Consider the following 17025-nt stretch of genomic DNA (forward strand, 5'->3'; position numbering starts at 1 on the left):
GCCAGACATCTCCGGCGCGGCCCCCGTGACGGGGGCCGCGCGATCCATCTCAGGACAGACCGCCAGGACGACCCAGGATGACCGACGCCTCCCTCGATCCCACCGACGTCACCGGCGACGCGCAGTTCGGCGACTACTTCGCGCTGCTGAAGCCGCGGGTGATGACGCTGGTCGTGTTCACGGCGCTCGTCGGGCTCCTGGCCGCGCCGGTGGCGATCCATCCCTTCGTGGCGTTCTGCGCGATCCTGTTCATCGCCGTCGGCGGCGGCGCGTCGGGCGCGCTCAACATGTGGTGGGACGCCGACATCGACGCGGTGATGCGGCGCACCGCAAAGCGGCCGATCCCCGCCGGGCGCGTGTCGGGCAGCGAGGCGCTTGGCCTCGGAATGGCGCTGAGCGGGTTCTCGGTCGTGTTCCTCGGGCTCGCGACCAACTGGCTCGCCGCCGGGCTCCTGGCGTTCACGATCTTCTTTTACGTGGTCATCTACACGATGTGGCTGAAGCGCTGGACGCCGCAGAACATCGTCATCGGCGGCGCCGCCGGGGCCTTCCCGCCGATGATCGGCTGGGCCGCGGCCACGGGCAGCGTGTCGGTCGAGGCGGTGCTGATGTTCTCGCTCACCTTCCTGTGGACACCGCCGCATTTCTGGGCGCTCGCGCTCTTCATGCGGAAGGACTACGACAATGCCGGCGTGCCGATGCTGACGGTGACGCATGGCCGCCGCGCGACGCGGAACCAGATCTTCGTCTATACGCTGATCCTCGCGGCGCTGGCGCTCGCCACCGGGTTCACCTCGGCCGGCGGGCCGCTCTACCTGACCGTCGCGATCGTGCTGAACGCCATGTTCGTCAAGGGCGCGTGGGAGATCTGGATGCGCGACGAGCTGCTGGCCGAAACCGACAACTTCGCGGTGGAGAAGTCGTTCTTCAAGCTGTCGCTTCTCTACCTGTTCCTGCATTTCGGCGCGCTCCTCGCCGAGGCGACGATCGAGCGCGCGGGCATCCTCTGGGGGGCCGCCTGATGAGCATACGCACCACGCACGAGATCCACACCCGCCGCTTCGGCCGGAACCTCGGCCTCGGGCTGACGCTGGCCGGGTTCATCGCGGTGATCTTCGGCCTGACGGTCGTGAAGGTCCAGGGGCTGGAGTATCGCCAGCCCGCCGCCGGCACCGTCACGGTCACCGACACGGAGGCAGACAGCTGATGGCATTCAGATCGCTCGACAAGAAGACCCGCACCGTCGCCGGGCTCGGCGGCGTGATCGTGTTCATGGGCGCGATGTCCTGGGCGGCGATCCCACTCTACAACTGGTTCTGCGCGGTGACCGGCTATGGCGGCACCACCGGCGTGGCCGAGGCCGGCAGCGACGCGGTGCTCGACCAGACGATCAAGGTGCGCTTCGACGCCAACACCGAAGCCCGGATGCCCTGGGAATTCCGCCCGATGGAGCGGGAAATGGAGCTGAAGATCGGCGAGGACGGTCTGGCCTACTACGAGGCCTACAACCCGACCGATCGCCCGGTCGCCGGGCAGGCGGGTTACAACGTCGCGCCGTTCACCGCCGGAGCCTATTTCGAAAAGGTGCAGTGCTTCTGCTTCAACGAGCAGGTCCTGCAGCCGGGGGAACGGGTCGAGATGCCGGTGTACTTCTACGTCGATCCCGAGATCGTCGAGGATCGCGACGCGAAGTTCACCAAGACCATCACCCTGAGCTATACGTTCTACGAGATCGACCTTCCCGACGCGGCCAAGCAGGCCGCGCTGGGCGAGGACAGCGACACCACCGTCAACTGACGACGCCATCCGAAGAGGGACAAGACACATGGCGCATGCTAAGAACCACGACTATCACATCCTGAGCCCTTCGCTCTGGCCGTTCTTGTCGGCCGTCGGGGCCTTCGTGATGCTCTTCGGCGCCGTCATCTGGATGAAGCAGGACAGCCCCTGGCTCTTCCTGATCGGCTTCGTCGGCATCCTCTACTGCATGTTCGGCTGGTGGTCCGACGTCATCTCCGAGAGCAACGCGGGCGACCACACGCCCGTGGTGCAGATCGGGCTGCGCTACGGCTTCATCCTGTTCATCATGTCCGAGGTGATGTTCTTCTTCGCGTGGTTCTGGTCCTTCTTCAAGCACGCGATCTACCCGATGGGCCCCGAGAGCCCGGGCGTCGACGGCGTGTGGCCGCCGGCGGGCATCGAGACGTTCGATCCGTGGCACCTGCCGCTCATCAACACGCTGATCCTGCTGTGCTCGGGCGCGGCGGCGACGTGGGCGCACCACGCGCTGGTTCACGAGAACAACCGCAAGGACATGAAGTGGGGCCTCGTCATCGCGATCCTGCTCGGCCTGATCTTCTCGGTCTTCCAGGCCTACGAGTACAGCCACGCGGCCTTCGGCTTTGCCGGCAACATCTACGGCGCCAACTTCTTCATGGCGACGGGCTTCCACGGCGCGCACGTCATCATCGGTACGGTGTTCCTGTTCGTGTGCCTGCTGCGCCTGATGAACGGGGCGTTCACGCCGAACAAGCACGTCGGCTTCGAGGCCGCCGCGTGGTACTGGCACTTCGTCGATGTGGTGTGGCTGTTCCTCTTCGCCGCCGTCTACGTCTGGGGCGGCTGAGCCTCCGCGCCTTCAGCGACATGGACCGAACGCCCGCCCTCCCCGGCGGGCGTTTTTCGTTGCCGGGTCCGCGCAAGCTGCGCAGCGACGGGCCGCGGATCGGCGATCCCGACGGTCGGGCGGCGGCGCGTTATGGCTGCCATTACGGCAAGACCCCCGAGCGTCGCGCCAAGCGTCAGCGGATCGCCGGTCCGGGGGCGGCCCGGCGATGCGCGGCGGCCTGACGGCCTTTTGTCCGCGCGGGTCACGTCCGACCGCAGCATGCCCGCCCCCGCCATTCTGCCGCACGCGGGGCGAATCGCCTTGCCAACGTCGCCCGGCCCTTGTAACGGGCAAGCCTCGCGCGGGGTGACAGCCTTGGAGGCACCCTGCGGCACACATTAGGAGACACATCATGGCTGGAGAAATTCCTGATCTTCACGCCCTGGAACGCACGGGGACGGGCAAGGGCGCCGCTCGTGCAGCGCGTCGTGCGCACCTGGTTCCGGGGATCGTGTTCGGTGGCGACAAGGATCCCTTGCCCATCAACCTGCCCTACCACGACCTGATCAAGCGCCTGAAGGCCGGCCGCTTCAAGTCGACGCTCTTCAACCTGAAGGTCGACGGGCACGAGGACGTCCGCGTCATCTGCCGCGACGTGCAGCGCGACATCGTCAAGGACCTGCCGACGCATCTCGACTTCATGCGCCTGCGCCGCACCTCGAAGATCAACCTCTTCATTCCCGTCGAGTTCGTCGGCGAAGAAGAGTCGCCCGGTCTCAAGAAGGGCGGCGTGATGACGGTGATCCGCCCCGAGGTGGAGCTGATCGTGACCGCGGGCGACATCCCCGAGAAGCTGGTGGCCGACATCTCCAAGCTCGACATCGGCGACACGGTGACGATCTCGGCGATCGACCTGCCCGCAGGCACGAAACCCACGATCGACCGCGACTTCGTGATCTGCAACGTCACCGCGCCGTCGGCCCTCGCCGCAGCCGAGGACGAGGAGGACGAGGTCCAGGAGACCGAGGTCATCGAACAGACCGACGACACGGTCGAGGAAGAGAAGGAATACGCCGAGGAGTGATCCCCGGCGGCTCCGGCTCAGACATCATCCGAACGGCCCCACGCCCCCGGCGCGGGGCCGTTTTCGTTGCAGGCCCGGCGCACGCGGCCTATCTGTCGGGCGACCAGAGAGGGAGCGACGCATGAAACTCTTCGTCGGCCTCGGCAATCCCGGCGCGCAATATGCCGGCCACCGGCACAATATCGGCTTCATGGCCGTCGACCGGATCGTTGAGGAGCACGGGCTGGGCCCGTGGAAAGCCCGGTTCCAGGGCCGCACCGCCGAAGGTCGGCTGGGCGGTGACAAGGTGCTGCTCCTGAAGCCCGAGACCTTCATGAACCGCTCGGGCCAGTCGGTCGGCGAGGCGATGCGCTTCTTCAAGATCGACCCCGAGGATGTCTGCGTCTTTCACGACGAGCTGGACCTCGCGCCCGGTCGGCTGAAGGTGAAGATGGGCGGCGGGCATGCCGGCCACAACGGATTGCGCTCGATCCACGGACATATCGGCGAAGGCTACCAACGCGTGCGGCTCGGGATCGGGCATCCCGGACACAAGGACAAGGTGTCGGGCTACGTGCTGCACGATTTCGCCAAGGCCGACCAGGACTGGCTCGACGACCTGATGCGCGGGATCGCCGACGGCGCGCCGGCGCTGGCCGACGGCGACGCGCCCGGCTTCATGAACAAGGTCAGCCTGCGCGTTGCGCCGCCCAAGGCGCGCGATGCCGGCGGCGATGGCAAGCCGAAAGCGGCGGCCGCGCCGAAGCCGGAGGCGGACCCTGCGCCCAGGTCCGACGCGGCGGCGCCGTCGGACGCCCCGGAGCCCGACACGCGCAGCGCGCTGCAGAAGCTGGCCGACCGCTTCCGCTGAGGCGGGCGACAGCGTAGCGACGGAGCGTCGCGCTTGCGCGGTGCGCGCGGGTCGTATGTCCTTCGCTCCGGGAGGACGACACATGCGACGACTGGTCCTGCGGGCGCTGACCGCCCTGATCATCCTGGCCGTGATCGCGGCCGGCGCCGCCCTGTGGCAGCGCGAGCGGCTGGAGCGGCTCGCGGCGGTCACGACGCTGTTCGCCGAAGACCGGATCGTCGAGAACTTCAGCAATATGGACGAGCTCTTCGAGACGGCGGCGGTGCCGCGCGGCGACGGGCCGGTCACGCCCCTGCCCGAGGGGCCCGCGCTGACGCTGCCGGCGGGGTTCGAGGCATGGCTGGCGCGCCGGGCGGTCACCGGCATCGTCGTGCTGCACGAGGGCGCGATCGTGCACGAGGGCTACCACCTGGGCACCGGGCCCGAGGACAGGCGGATTTCGTGGTCGGTCGCGAAATCCTACCTGTCGATGCTGTTCGGGGTGATCGTCGAGAGCGGCGCGATCCGCAGCCTGGACGATCCGGTGACGGAGTACGCCCCGGTGCTGGCCGGCAGCGCCTATGACGGCGTGACGATCCGCAACGTGCTGCAGATGGCGTCGGGCGTGGAATTCGACGAGGATTACCTGGACTTCTGGAGCGACATCAACCGGATGGGGCGCGTTCTTGCGCTTGGCGGGTCGATGGACGGGTTCGCCGTCGCGCGCGAGGCGCGCGTGCGGCCGCCCGGCGAGGCGTGGCAATACGTGTCGATCGACACGCACGTGCTGTCGATGGTGCTGCGCGGCGCGACGGGGCGCACCCTGCCCGAGCTGATGTCGGAGCACATCATCGGCCCGATGGGGGTGGAGAGCGCACCCTACTACGTCACCGACGGCAACGGCGTGGCGTTCTCGCTCGGCGGGCTCAACCTGTCCACGCGCGATTACGCGCGGATGGGCCAGACGGTGCTGGCCGGCGGCACCTTCGGCGGCCGGCAGATCGTCCCCGAAGGCTGGATCGCCGAGAGCACGGCGCCGTCGGCGCCCACCGCTCCGGGCGAGATCCGCTACGGCTACCAGTGGTGGATCCCGGCCGACGGGCGCGAGGGCGAGGTCCTTGCCCGTGGCGTCTATGGGCAATACGTCTACATCGACCGGCAGGCGGGGCGCGTCGTCGCGTTGAACGGGGCCGACCGCGCGTTTCGCGAGCCCGGCGCCTTCGACGACACGCTCGGTATGGTGCGCCAATTGCGCGACGCGCCGCTCGAAGAGAGGTGAGTATGGAAAAGGATCCGCAAATCAACGTTCTGGGCACGGACCTTGAACCGTGTTCGTCGGACCCGCTGACCGGGTTCTTCCGCGACGGGCACTGCAACACCTGCGCCGCCGACCAGGGCAGCCACACCGTGTGCGCCGTGGTGACGGAAGAATTCCTCGCCTATTCCAAATACGTCGGCAACGACCTGTCGACGCCGCGGCCGGAATTCCAGTTTCCGGGGCTGAAGCCGGGCGACCGCTGGTGCCTGTGCGCCGGCCGCTTCCTCCAGGCCCATGACGAGGGCTACGCGCCGCGCGTGTCGCTGGCCTCGACCCATCGCCGGGCGCTCGACATCGTTCCGTTCGAGACGCTCGAGAGCCACGCCGACGACGCGGTCTGAGCGAGAGCGCTGAGCGTCAGCGCCCCGCGTCGGCAAGGCGGGGCGGCTCCGGAGCGGGCTCGATCGGCATCTGCGGCTCGATCAGATCCTCTATGAACGTCGACAGGAGCTGAGAGCGGCCGCTGACGCCGGCCTTGCGGTAGATGGCGTTGGTCTGGGCCTTTACCGTCCCCTCTGAGGTCTGCCGCAGCGACGCGATCTCGGCCACCGACAGGCCCTTGATCGAGAAGAGCGCGACATCGCGCTCGGCCGGGGTGAGCCGCCACGCATCGAAGCGGTCGTGCACCACCTTCATGAAGTCGCCCGAGGCGATGCGCACGCTGTCCTCCGCGCGCTTGGCGGCGAGGACGCTCTGCCGCAGCATCGCCGCCGTCATCGCGACGCCGAGCGTCAGCCCGAGCGCCGCGCCCACCTCGGCCAGTTCCCACAGAGTCCACGGGATCGGGTCGCGGCGGATGCCGAGCAGGCTTGGCAGGAAGTCCCAGAGGAAGAACAGCGAGCACGTCGCCTGCAGCAGCAGGAGCGCGACGAAGGCGACCTGACGTTTCACGCCGCCGGCCCGAGGCGACGCCCGGATGCGGGCCGGTCAGTCCTCTTCGCCATCGCCGCCTCCGCCGTCATCGTCATCGTCGTCGTCGTCATCGCGGTCGTCGTCATCGTCGTCATCGCGGTCGTCATCGTCGTCGTCGCCGCGGCGGCGATCGGTGTAGTCGCGCAGGACGGAGCCGGTGGACGGGTCGATGACGATCTCGCGCTGGCCGGCGGGCCCGTCGGCGACGATGCGGATCCGGCCCAGCCACGTGCGCGACACGCGGATGTTGCCGAACCCTTGCGCGCGCAGTTGCTCGGCCACGCTTTCGGCCAGGCCCTGCGCCTCGGCGGCGCACGCCGGGGCCACCACGAGAGCGGCCGCCCCGGCCAGGAAGACGCGGCGTTTCATCGGCGCATCCGGAGGAACACCAGGATGTCAGTCGTCGTCGTCCCAGTCGTCGTCGTCATGGTCGTCGTCATCATCCCGATCGTCATCGTCGTCATCATACCGATCGTCATCGTCGTCATCATACCGATCGTCGCGATCGTCATCGTCGTCGCGATCCCAGCCGTCGTCGGAATCGTCGCCATCGCGCCAGCCGCCGTCGTCATCGTCGTCGTCGTCATCGTCCCGTGCAAGGATGATGCCGCCGTCGAACGCACGCGCGCCGTCCGCGACGCGGTCGCGCACCTCGTCGGCGAAGGCCGCGACGAAGCCGGAATTGAGTGTATCCGCGCCGGCGGTGCCGGCGGTCAGCGCGCCGAGGGCTGTGGCCGTTGCGAGCAGAAGCGGTTTCATGTCGTCTCTCCTGTGATCGTATGATCTTCGGGGTTCGACGATCACGCCGGTGGCGCGACCGTGGACGACAGGATGCGCGCCCTGCCGCGTCGAGCCATCGGGAGAGAGTTTAGGACCGGCCGCGTAAACCGGGTGCCGACGCGCATAAACCCAGGTTTATGCGCGGGCCGGCGGCGTTTCACGGCGCGAACGCCGTGGTCGCGGTGTCAGATGTCGTGGCCGAGCGCCTTGGCGACGGTGAAGATGTCCTTGTCGCCGCGTCCGCACATGTTCATGCAGATGATGTGGTCGGACGGCAGCTCCGGCGCGATCTTGGTCACGTGCGCCAGCGCGTGCGACGGCTCCAGCGCGGGGATGATCCCCTCCATCTCGCAGCAGAGCTGGAACGCCTCCAGCGCCTCGGCATCGGTGATCGAGACATACTTGGCGCGGCCGACCTCGTGCAGCCAGGCATGTTCGGGCCCGATGCCCGGGTAGTCGAGACCCGCCGAGATCGAGAATCCTTCGAGGATCTGGCCGTCGTCGTCCTGCAGCAGGTACGTGCGGTTGCCGTGCAGCACGCCCGGGCGCCCGCCGGTGAGCGACGCGCAATGCTCCATCTTGTCGCTGACGCCCTTGCCGCCGGCCTCGACACCGATGATCGACACGTCCTTGTCGTCGAGGAACGGATAGAACAGGCCCATCGCGTTGGATCCGCCGCCGATTGCCGCGACCAGCGTGTCGGGCAGTCGGCCCTCGGCCTCCTGCATCTGCTCGCGCACCTCCTTGCCGATGATCGACTGGAAGTCGCGGACCATCGCCGGATAGGGATGCGGGCCGGCCACCGTGCCGATGCAGTAGAACGTGTCGCGCACGTTCGTCACCCAGTCGCGCAGCGCGTCGTTCATCGCGTCCTTGAGCGTGCCGCGGCCCGACGTGACCGGCACCACCTCGGCGCCCAGAAGCCGCATGCGGAACACGTTGGGCTGCTGGCGCTCGACGTCGTGCGCGCCCATGTAGACCACGCATTTCAGGCCGAACTTGGCGCAGACCGTCGCGGTGGCGACGCCGTGCTGACCGGCGCCGGTTTCGGCGATGATGCGGGTCTTGCCCATGCGGCGGGCGAGGATGATCTGGCCCAGCACGTTGTTGATCTTGTGCGCGCCGGTGTGGTTCAGCTCGTCGCGCTTCATGTAGACCCGGGCGCCGCCCAGACGCTCCGTCAGCCGCTCGGCGAAGTAGAGCGGCGAGGGCCGGCCGACGTAGTGGGTCCAGAGATCGTGCATCTCGTCCCAGAACGATTGGTCGGTCTTGGCGTGGGTGTAGCGCTCCTCGAGTTCGAGGATCAGCGGCATCAGCGTTTCGGACACGAAGCGGCCGCCGAAATCGCCGAAGCGGCCCTTTTCGTCCGGGCCGGTCATGAAGGAATTAACGAGCTCGTTCATCGTGACGCCTCCCGCGCGCATTCAGACCCGTGGTCTAGTCGAGACGCGGCGCGGTTTCCAGCGAGAATGCCGGGTCATTCGCCCGCCGCGTGCCGCCCCATTTCCTTTGGCGCGCAGGCGTCCTACACCGGGCACGACGGCGAGGCAGAGGGGAGACACGCACATGCGCATGGCGGATCTGGGCGGGCTGCGCCTGCACTATCGCGAGGACGGCGACCCGGACGGCGCGCCGGTGGTCTTTGCCAACTCCCTGGGCACCGATCTGCGGCTGTGGGACGACGTTCTGCCGCACCTGCCGTCGGGGCTGCGGCTCATCCGTTACGACAAGCGCGGGCACGGCCTGTCGGATTGCCCGCGCGGCCCCTACGGCATGGGGCAGCTCGTCAGCGACGTGGAGGGCCTGCTCGATCATCTCGGCGTCCGCAACGCGGTCTTCGTCGGGTTGTCGATCGGCGGCATGATCGCGCAAGGCCTCGCGACCAAGCGGCTCGACCTCGTGCGCGCGGCGGTGCTGTCGAACACCGCGGCGAAGATCGGCACGCGCGAGATGTGGCAGGAGCGGATCGAGGCGGTGGAGACCGGCGGCATCGCCGCGCTGGCCGACCCGATCCTCGAACGCTGGTTCTCGGCCAGGTTCCGCGAGACCGACGCGCTGCACGCGTGGCGCAACATGCTGCTGCGCCAGCCGGTCGAGGGCTACACCGGCTGCTGCCACGCGATCGCGGGGACGGACTTCTTCACGCCGACGGCGGCGCTGCGCCTGCCGGTGCTGGGGATCGCCGGGTCCGAGGACGGCTCCACCCCGCCCGACCTCGTGCGGGAAACGGCGGAGCTGGTGCCCGGGGCCGAGTTCCGGCTGATCCGCGGTGCCGGGCACCTGCCCTGCGTCGAGGCGCCCGAGGAATACGCCGAGATCCTGACCGAGTTCCTGAAGGTGCAGGGCCATGTCTGAGCGCCTGCCCGGCCCCGCCGCGTGCCCGGGAGGCGCCCGATGACCGGCACGATCGCCAGCCCTCTTTATGCCCACCTGTTTCCGGCCGGCGACGTGGGGCGGCTCTTCACCGACAGCGCAGAAGTGCGCGCCATGATGATCGTCGAGGGTGCGCTCGCCAAGGTTCAGGGCGCGGCCGGCACGATCCCCGAGCTGAGCGCGGCGGCGATTCACCGTGCGTCGCTCGAGCTTCAGATCGACCCCGGAGGGTTGGCGCGCGCGACCGGCGAGAACGGCGTTCCGGTGCCCTCGCTCGTGGCGGCGTTCCGCGACGCGATGCAGGCGCCGGAGCATGCGCAATACCTGCACTGGGGGGCGACCTCGCAGGATATCGTGGATACCGGGCTGATGCTGCGGCTGCGGCAGGTTCTGGGGCATTACGGCGACGCGCTCGACCGGCTGCTGGACGCGCTGGCCGGGCTGGCCGAGACGCACGCGCGCACGCCGATGGCGGCGCGCACCTACGGTCAGCATGCGACGCCGACGGCGTTCGGCGCGGTGGCGGCGTCGTGGGGCTGGCCGCTTCTGACCCTGCGCGCCGAGATCCCGGCGCTGATCGATGCGCTGCCCGTGTCGCTGTCGGGCGCGGCGGGCACCGCCGAGGCGCTCGGCCCCGAGGCGCCGGTGCTGCGCGCCGCGCTGGCCGAGGCGCTCGGTCTCGCCGATCCGGGGCACAGCTGGCACACCGACCGGACGCCGGTGACGGCGGTTGCCGCGTGGATCGCGCGGGCGGCTTCGGCGCTGGCCAAGATCGGCGAGGACCTGATCCTTGCGGCGCAGTCGGACGTGCGCGAGGTGCGGCTGGCACAGGCGGGCGGATCCTCGACCATGCCGCAGAAGCAGAACCCGGTGGCGCCGTCGGCCCTCGTCGCGCTGGCGGCGCAGGCGCACGGGCTGAACGCGACGCTGCAGGGCGCCGGTGCCCACCGGCAGCAGCGCGACGGCGCGGCGTGGTTCACCGAGTGGCTGACGCTGCCGCCGCTGGCGCAGGCGCTGGCAGCCGCCCTCGCCCGGGCCGAGGAGGCCGTGGGCGGGCTCGAGATCGACGCCGCGGCGATGGAGCGCGTCCTGTCCGAGAGCCAGGGTCTCCTGGCCGCCGAGGCGCTGAGCTTCGCGCTGACCGCGCGCATGTCGCGGCCCGAGGCGCAGGCGGAGGTGAAGGCGCTGGTGCGCGAGGTCGTGGCCACCGGCGGGCATCTGCGCGACGCGGCGCTGGCCAAGTGGCCCGAGATCGACTCCGGGCTGTTCGATCCGCACGTGGAGCTCGGGCAGGCCCCGGCGGAGGCGCATGCCTTCGCAGCGGCGGCGCGTCAGGCAACGGCGCGCTGAGCCCCGGGACCGGCGGGTTGTTTTCCGCCGGCCCGCCGATGACAGTCCGCCAGAGCACAGCGAGAAAGAGGTCCGCCATGCCGCGCATCCGCGCCGCCGTCTGCACCGCCTTCGGGGCGCCGCTCGAGATCGAGGAGCTGGACCTGCGGGCGCCGGGGCCCGGCGAGATCGAGGTCGCGATCGAGGCGGTGGCGATCTGCCATTCGGACATCCACTACGCCGAAGGCAGCTTTCCGAGCCGCCTGCCCTGCGTCCTCGGCCACGAGGCGGCGGGCCGGGTGACGGCGCACGGGCCCGGGGTCACCGGCCCCGCCATCGGCAGCCGCGTGGTGGTGACGCTGGTGCGATTCTGCGGTGCCTGCCCCGCCTGCCTGTCGGGGCACTCGACGATCTGTCGCGACTTCGACCGCGCCGACACGCCGCTGGCACGCCCGGACGGCACGCCGGTCTGGAACGAGATGGAAACCGCGGCCTTTGCCGAACGGGTGGTCGTGCACGCCACGCAATGCGTCGCGGTGACCGAGGAGATCCCGGCCGACCGCGCCGCGCTTCTGGGCTGCGGGGTGGTCACGGGCGTCGGCGCGGTCGTCAACGCGGGCGCCCTGCGCCCGGGCGAGGACGTGGTGGTGATCGGGGCCGGCGGCGTGGGCCTGAACGCGATCCAGGGCGCCCGGATCGCCGGCGCCCGGCGGATCGTCGCCGTCGACGTGTCGCAGAGCAAGCTGTCCGATGCCGCGGCCTTCGGCGCGACCGACGGCGTACTGGCGACCGATCCGTCGCCGTGGCGGCGCGTGGCCAAGGCGCTCGGGCGCGCGGCGGACCTCTGCATCGTGACGGTGGGCGCGACGGCGGCCTACGATGCCGCGCCGCGCTATGTCGGCTGGGGCGGCCGGATCGTCATGGTCGGCATGCCCGCCGCCGGGGAAACCGCCGCCTACGAGCCGCTGAAGGCGGCATTCACGGGCCAGCGCCTGATCGGGTCGAAGATGGGGGATGCGGTGATCGCGCGGGACATTCCGTGGATGGCCGACCTCTACGCCCAGGGGCGGCTGGAGCTCGACGCGCTGGTGTCGCGGCACTGGACCTTCGACCAGATCAACGATGCGATGGCCGACACCGAAGCGGGCGGCGCTCGCCGAAACGTGATCGTTTTCTGAGGGTCCAGGGACGGCCTTTGCAGCGGTGAAACGGCGCGTTTCCGCGAGGGCAAGTTCACTTCTTGGAACTCGGCGCCGGACAAACTAGTATTGCCGATACACCTTTTGACCACCACCGACCTGGCTGCGGAGGGCTGGTACCTTGACGATGGACGACGCCTCCAGCGTAGACCGTGACGCGTTCGAACGTGTGGACGACGCCACGGACTATCTCAAGACGCTGAGCCATCGCGGCCGCCTGCTGATTCTGCACCATCTCCAGGATGGCGAGAAATCGGTTACCGAACTCGAGCGTCTGCTCGACAGCAGGCAGGCCGCGGTAAGCCAGATGCTGGCACGGCTTCGGGGTGACGCGCTGGTTCAGACCCGGCGCGAAGGCAAGACGATCTACTATCGTCTCGACGACCCCGAGACCGGGCGGGTTCTGGATCTGCTCAGGCAGAAGTTCGCGCCGCTCTGAGCGGCGGGCGGACGGCGCGCTGCGACGCGCCGTCCCGCGATGCCATGCCGAGGCTTCGGCCCGGCGGTTATCCTCATACGGGAAACGACGAAGCGGCGCGCAAGGCGCCGCCGCGCCCGTGCGTTCAGGCGGCTGCCGACGTCGCCTCGGCGTGGTCCCACGGACGCGTGAACGCGCCGAGCACGTCGCCGATTTCCGAATCCGACGCGCCGTTGGGCACGATCTGAGCGACGAGGCCGCGGGTCTTGTCGTCGATCACCGACACGACGCGCGCGGCGCTGCCGGCCTTTTCCAGCGCGTCGTTGTACACGCGGGTGATCGCATGCTTGCGCAGGTCGGGCTTGAAGACCTTGCCGACCGCCGTCTTGGGCAACTCGTCGAGGATCGTGAGGTGCTTGGGCTGGGCCGCGCGCTCGTGCACGTGCGTCTTGCAATGCGCCATCAGCTCGTCCTCGGTCACCGTGGCGCCGTCCACCAGTTCGACGAAGGCGCAGGGCAGTTCGCCGGAATGCGCGTCGGGCTGACCGATCGCGCCCGCGAACGCCACCGCGGGATGGCCGAGCAGCGCCTCCTCGATCTCGGCGGGGTCGATGTTGTGGCCGCCGCGGATGATGAGATCCTTCGCGCGCCCGGTGATCCAGAGGTAGCCGTCCGCGTCGATCCGGCCGAGATCGCCGGTGCGCAGGTAGACGCCCTCGTGGAACAGGTCGCGGTTCTTGTCTTCCTCGGTGTAGGTCGAGCCGGCGTAGACGCCGGGGCTCGCGATGCAGATCTCGCCGATCTCGTCGGTGGCGCATTCCTCGGGGCCGTTGCCGCTGCGCTTGACGATCTTCACCTGCGTGTAGGGGAACGGGATGCCGATCGAGCCGACCTTCTTTTCGCCGTCGGGCGGGTTGCAGGACACGAGGCAGGTCGCCTCGGTCAGGCCGTAGCCTTCGCAGATGGTCACGCCGCAGGCCTTTTCGAACCGCTTGAAGAGTTCCAGCGGCATCGGCGCGGAGCCCGAGAACGCGGTCTTGACGGTGGAGACGTCGGCATCGACCTTGCGCTGCATCAGCGCCGACACGGCGGTCGGAACGGTGATCACGAAGGTGATCTTCCAGCGCTCGACCAGCTTCCAGAAATTGTCGAACACGCCGTCGCCGCGATAGCCCTGCGGCGTGGGGAAGACGACATGCGCGCCCGAGGCCAGCGACGCCATCAGGATCACGTGGCAGGCGAAGACGTGGAACAGCGGCAGCGGGCAGATGATGTTGTCCTCTTCGGTGAAGAGGAGACGGTGCCCGAGCCAGCCGTTGTAGATCATGCCGGAATACAGGTGCTGGGCGACCTTCGGCATGCCGGTGGTGCCGCCGGTGTGGAAATAGGCGGCGACGCGATCGACCTCGCGATCCTCGAACTCCAGGGTCTTCGGCTGCCTGGCGACCTCGCGGCCGAAGTCCTTGACGTCGACGTGGTCCTTGCCGGCGAGCTTGGGCCGGATCAGCGGGACGATCCACGATTTCGGCGGCGTCAGGTAGCGGTTGAGATCGACCTCGAGCACGGTAGACACCGACGGCGCGTGGCGCACCGCCTCGTGGACCTTCTGCGCCACGTCGGTCTTGGGAAACGGCTTCAGCGTGACCACGACCTTGGCGCCGGTCTCGCGCAGGATGGCGGCGATCTGCTCGGGTTCGAGCAGCGGGTTGATCGGGTTGACGATGCCGGCGACGGCGCCGCCCAGAAGCGTGATCGTCGTCTCGTTGCAGTTGGGCAGGACGTAGGCGACGACGTCGTCTTCGCCGACTCCGAGCGAGCGGAAGAGGTTGGCGGCCTGCGTCGTCTTTTGGTGCAGCGCCTTCCAGCTCAGGGTCTCGGCCTTGTCCTTCGGTCCCGACAGGATCTGGTAGGACACCGCCGGACGCTCGGGAAACTTGCCGGCCGTGCGCGACAGCAGACCGTAGAGCGTGACCGGCAGGTCGCGATCGGCCCACGGCATCTCGTTCTCGATGGCGTCGCGGTCGGCGAACGAGGCAAATGTCATCGGCAGGGTCCTCCCAGAAATCTCCCGGCGCGCAGTCTCGCGCGGCGGGCCGGCCTTCTGCAAGTGTGCGCGACGTGACGGCAGATTGCGCTGACGCGACGTTCCGGACCGGGCGGACGGGCGGCAGGCGGCGCGTCGGGCCGCGCCGTCCGGTGCGGGGCCCGCACGCGGTGGACGCCGCCGCGTCCGCGCCCTAGGCTGCGGTCGCCCCCCAAGGAGTCGCGCATGTCCGACAGCCCCGCCTACCAGGTGCTCGCCCGCAAGTATCGCCCCGAGACGTTCGCCGATCTCGTCGGGCAGGACGCGATGGTGCGCACGCTGAAGAACGCCTTTGCCGCCGACCGGATCGCGCAGGCCTTCATCATGACGGGGATCCGGGGCACCGGGAAGACGACGACCGCGCGGATCATCGCCAAGGGCATGAACTGCATCGGTCCCGACGGCACCGGCGGACCGACGACCGAGCCGTGCGGCGAATGCGAGCATTGCCGCGCGATCATGGAGGGGCGTCACGTCGACGTGCTCGAGATGGACGCGGCGTCGAACACGTCGGTCAACGACGTGCGCGAGATCATCGACAGCGTGCACTACCGGGCGGCCTCGGCGCGCTACAAGATCTACATCATCGACGAGGTGCACATGCTCAGCACCTCGGCCTTCAACGCTCTCCTCAAGACGCTGGAGGAGCCGCCCGAGCACGTGAAGTTCATCTTTGCGACGACGGAGATCCGGAAGGTGCCGGTGACGGTGCTGTCGCGCTGCCAGCGGTTCGACCTGCGGCGGATCGAGCCCGAGACGATGGTCGCGCTGCTGCGCCGCATCGCAGATACCGAAGGCGCGGCGATCGGCGACGAGGCGCTGGCGCTCATCACCCGCGCGGCCGAGGGGTCGGCCCGGGACGCGACGTCGCTGCTCGACCAGGCGATCAGCCATGCCGGCGGCGAGACCACGGCCGAGGAGGTGCGCGCGATGCTCGGCCTCGCCGATCGCGGACGCGTCATGGACCTGTTCGAGCTGGTGATGCGGGGCGATGCGGCGGGCGCGCTGACCGAGCTCTCCGCGCAGTATTCCGACGGCGCGGACCCGATGGCGGTGATGCGCGACCTGGCCGAGGTCACGCACTGGGTGTCGGTGGTGAAGATCACGCCGGAGGCCGCCGAGGACCCGACCATCGGCCCGGAGGAGCGCACGCGCGGCATCGCGCTGGCCGAGGGGCTGGGGATGCGGCCGCTCACCCGGATGTGGCAGATGCTGCTGAAGGCGCTCGAAGAGGTCGCGCAGGCGCCGAACGCGATGATGGCCGCGGAGATGGCGATCATCCGCATGACCCACGTGGCCGAGTTGCCGAGCCCCGAAGAGCTGGTGCGCCGGCTGCAGGCGGAGCCGGCGCCGCCCGCGCCGGGCCCCGGCGGCGGTGGCGGTGGCGTCGCCGAGGCCGGCGGCGCGGCGCAGGGCCAGCCCGCGCAGGGTCAGCCCATGCCGACACATCGCGCCCCGGCGGGTCCGTCGGCGCGGTCGACCGGCGGGGCACTGGCGGCCGTCGCCGAGGATCAGGCGCTCGCGCGGTTCCCGACCTTCGAGCACGTGGTCGAGCTGATCCGCGCCAACCGCGACGCCAAGCTCCTGATCGAGGTCGAGAGCCATGTGCGTCTGGCGGCCTACCAGCCGGGCCGGATCGAGTTCACCCCCACCGACGACGCGCCCGGCGACCTGGCGCAGCGGCTGGGCGCCGCGCTCGGCCGCTGGACCGGCAACCGCTGGGCGGTGATCCTGGTCAACGGGGCCGAGACGCCCACGATCTTCGAGACGCGCAACGCAGACCGTCTGGCGCTGGAGGCCGAGGCGGCGGCGCACCCGATGGTGCGCGCGGTGCTCGACGCCTTTCCGAAGGCGACGATCGCCGAGATCCGCACCGAGGAGGCCGTGGCGCAGGAAGCCGAGGTCGAGGCCCTGCCCGAGGTCGAGGACGAGTGGGACCCCTTCGAGGAAGACTGACCGGGCCGGAGCGGGGCAGCACAAGACGGCCGAACGGGCCGGAGTGGCGCAAGGCGGCGGAGCGGACAGAGGGCCGACCGGACCGGGCGCTGCGACAGCGACGCGCCCTGCCCTTGTGAGCCCGCGATGCGCCGCG

At 69.5% G+C, this 17025-nt stretch carries 18 protein-coding genes; 13 read left to right on the forward strand and 5 right to left on the reverse strand.

What is annotated here, in order from left to right; translation table 11 throughout:
• Positions 1-77: 77 nt before the first annotated feature.
• The 8 genes from cyoE (at position 78) to ROJ8625_RS12195 (ending at position 6180) form a co-directional block, all read left to right on the forward strand.
• Positions 78-1022 (forward strand): heme o synthase, encoded by a 945-nt coding sequence (gene cyoE / locus ROJ8625_RS12160; RefSeq protein ID WP_085792156.1) that lies wholly within the window; start codon positions 78-80, stop codon positions 1020-1022.
• A complete protein-coding gene (locus ROJ8625_RS12165) occupies positions 1022-1207 on the forward strand; it encodes a cytochrome c oxidase system small membrane protein (protein ID WP_085792157.1) in 186 nt (61 codons plus the stop codon). The genes cyoE and ROJ8625_RS12165 overlap by 1 nt, the downstream gene beginning before the upstream one ends.
• Entirely contained in the window at positions 1207-1797 is a 591-nt protein-coding gene (locus ROJ8625_RS12170; RefSeq protein WP_085792158.1) for a cytochrome c oxidase assembly protein, read from the forward strand. Before ROJ8625_RS12165 ends, ROJ8625_RS12170 begins: the two co-directional genes overlap by 1 nt.
• A gap of 28 nt (positions 1798-1825) precedes the next feature.
• The gene (locus ROJ8625_RS12175) at positions 1826-2626 is read left to right on the forward strand and encodes a cytochrome c oxidase subunit 3 (protein WP_085792159.1); all 801 of its coding nucleotides are present in this window, start codon (positions 1826-1828) and stop codon (positions 2624-2626) included.
• 394 nt (positions 2627-3020) lie between these two features.
• The gene (locus ROJ8625_RS12180) at positions 3021-3692 is read left to right on the forward strand and encodes a 50S ribosomal protein L25/general stress protein Ctc (RefSeq protein ID WP_085792160.1); all 672 of its coding nucleotides are present in this window, start codon (positions 3021-3023) and stop codon (positions 3690-3692) included.
• Positions 3693-3813: 121 nt separating this feature from the next.
• Positions 3814-4542, forward strand: a complete 729-nt coding sequence (pth, locus tag ROJ8625_RS12185; RefSeq protein ID WP_085792161.1) for an aminoacyl-tRNA hydrolase — start codon at positions 3814-3816, stop codon at positions 4540-4542.
• Between the two features lie 82 nt (positions 4543-4624).
• The gene (locus tag ROJ8625_RS12190) at positions 4625-5800 is read left to right on the forward strand and encodes a serine hydrolase domain-containing protein (RefSeq protein ID WP_085792162.1); all 1176 of its coding nucleotides are present in this window, start codon (positions 4625-4627) and stop codon (positions 5798-5800) included.
• 2 nt (positions 5801-5802) lie between these two features.
• Positions 5803-6180, forward strand: coding sequence for a DUF2237 family protein (locus tag ROJ8625_RS12195; RefSeq protein ID WP_085792163.1), 378 nt, complete (start codon positions 5803-5805; stop codon positions 6178-6180).
• 16 nt (positions 6181-6196) lie between these two features.
• Here the strand turns inward: ROJ8625_RS12195 and ROJ8625_RS12200 are convergent, their stop codons facing one another.
• From ROJ8625_RS12200 to trpB, 4 genes are all read right to left on the reverse strand, one after another.
• The gene (locus ROJ8625_RS12200; RefSeq protein ID WP_085792164.1) at positions 6197-6730 is read right to left on the reverse strand and encodes a helix-turn-helix transcriptional regulator; all 534 of its coding nucleotides are present in this window, start codon (positions 6728-6730) and stop codon (positions 6197-6199) included.
• Between the two features lie 36 nt (positions 6731-6766).
• On the reverse strand, positions 6767-7120 hold the full coding sequence (locus ROJ8625_RS21210; RefSeq protein WP_200813314.1) for a hypothetical protein: 354 nt from the start codon (positions 7118-7120) through the stop codon (positions 6767-6769).
• A gap of 27 nt (positions 7121-7147) precedes the next feature.
• A complete protein-coding gene (locus ROJ8625_RS21035; protein WP_159456763.1) occupies positions 7148-7510 on the reverse strand; it encodes a PepSY domain-containing protein in 363 nt (120 codons plus the stop codon).
• A gap of 206 nt (positions 7511-7716) precedes the next feature.
• Complete coding sequence (gene trpB / locus ROJ8625_RS12215) at positions 7717-8934, reverse strand: tryptophan synthase subunit beta (protein ID WP_085792165.1); 1218 nt, start codon at positions 8932-8934, stop codon at positions 7717-7719.
• Between the two features lie 163 nt (positions 8935-9097).
• Here trpB and pcaD point away from each other — a divergent pair, with 163 nt between their 5' ends.
• The 4 genes from pcaD (at position 9098) to ROJ8625_RS12235 (ending at position 12871) form a co-directional block, all read left to right on the forward strand.
• A complete protein-coding gene (pcaD, locus tag ROJ8625_RS12220) occupies positions 9098-9886 on the forward strand; it encodes a 3-oxoadipate enol-lactonase (protein WP_085792166.1) in 789 nt (262 codons plus the stop codon).
• A gap of 39 nt (positions 9887-9925) precedes the next feature.
• On the forward strand, positions 9926-11254 hold the full coding sequence (locus ROJ8625_RS12225; protein ID WP_085792167.1) for a lyase family protein: 1329 nt from the start codon (positions 9926-9928) through the stop codon (positions 11252-11254).
• Between the two features lie 77 nt (positions 11255-11331).
• The gene (locus tag ROJ8625_RS12230) at positions 11332-12411 is read left to right on the forward strand and encodes an alcohol dehydrogenase catalytic domain-containing protein (protein ID WP_085792168.1); all 1080 of its coding nucleotides are present in this window, start codon (positions 11332-11334) and stop codon (positions 12409-12411) included.
• Between the two features lie 148 nt (positions 12412-12559).
• Positions 12560-12871, forward strand: coding sequence for an ArsR/SmtB family transcription factor (locus ROJ8625_RS12235; protein ID WP_085792169.1), 312 nt, complete (start codon positions 12560-12562; stop codon positions 12869-12871).
• Between the two features lie 124 nt (positions 12872-12995).
• On the opposite strand, the gene ROJ8625_RS12240 is transcribed toward ROJ8625_RS12235, so the two are convergent.
• Positions 12996-14894 (reverse strand): acyl-CoA synthetase, encoded by a 1899-nt coding sequence (locus tag ROJ8625_RS12240; RefSeq protein ID WP_085792170.1) that lies wholly within the window; start codon positions 14892-14894, stop codon positions 12996-12998.
• A 225-nt stretch (positions 14895-15119) separates the two neighbouring features.
• Between ROJ8625_RS12240 and ROJ8625_RS12245 the strand changes: the two genes are divergently transcribed.
• Positions 15120-16889 (forward strand): DNA polymerase III subunit gamma/tau, encoded by a 1770-nt coding sequence (locus tag ROJ8625_RS12245; protein ID WP_085792171.1) that lies wholly within the window; start codon positions 15120-15122, stop codon positions 16887-16889.
• The last annotated feature ends 136 nt before the right edge of the window (positions 16890-17025 follow it).

Origin of the sequence: Roseivivax jejudonensis (genome assembly GCF_900172265.1) — a bacterium.
Taxonomy (GTDB): Bacteria; Pseudomonadota; Alphaproteobacteria; order Rhodobacterales; family Rhodobacteraceae; genus Roseivivax; species Roseivivax jejudonensis.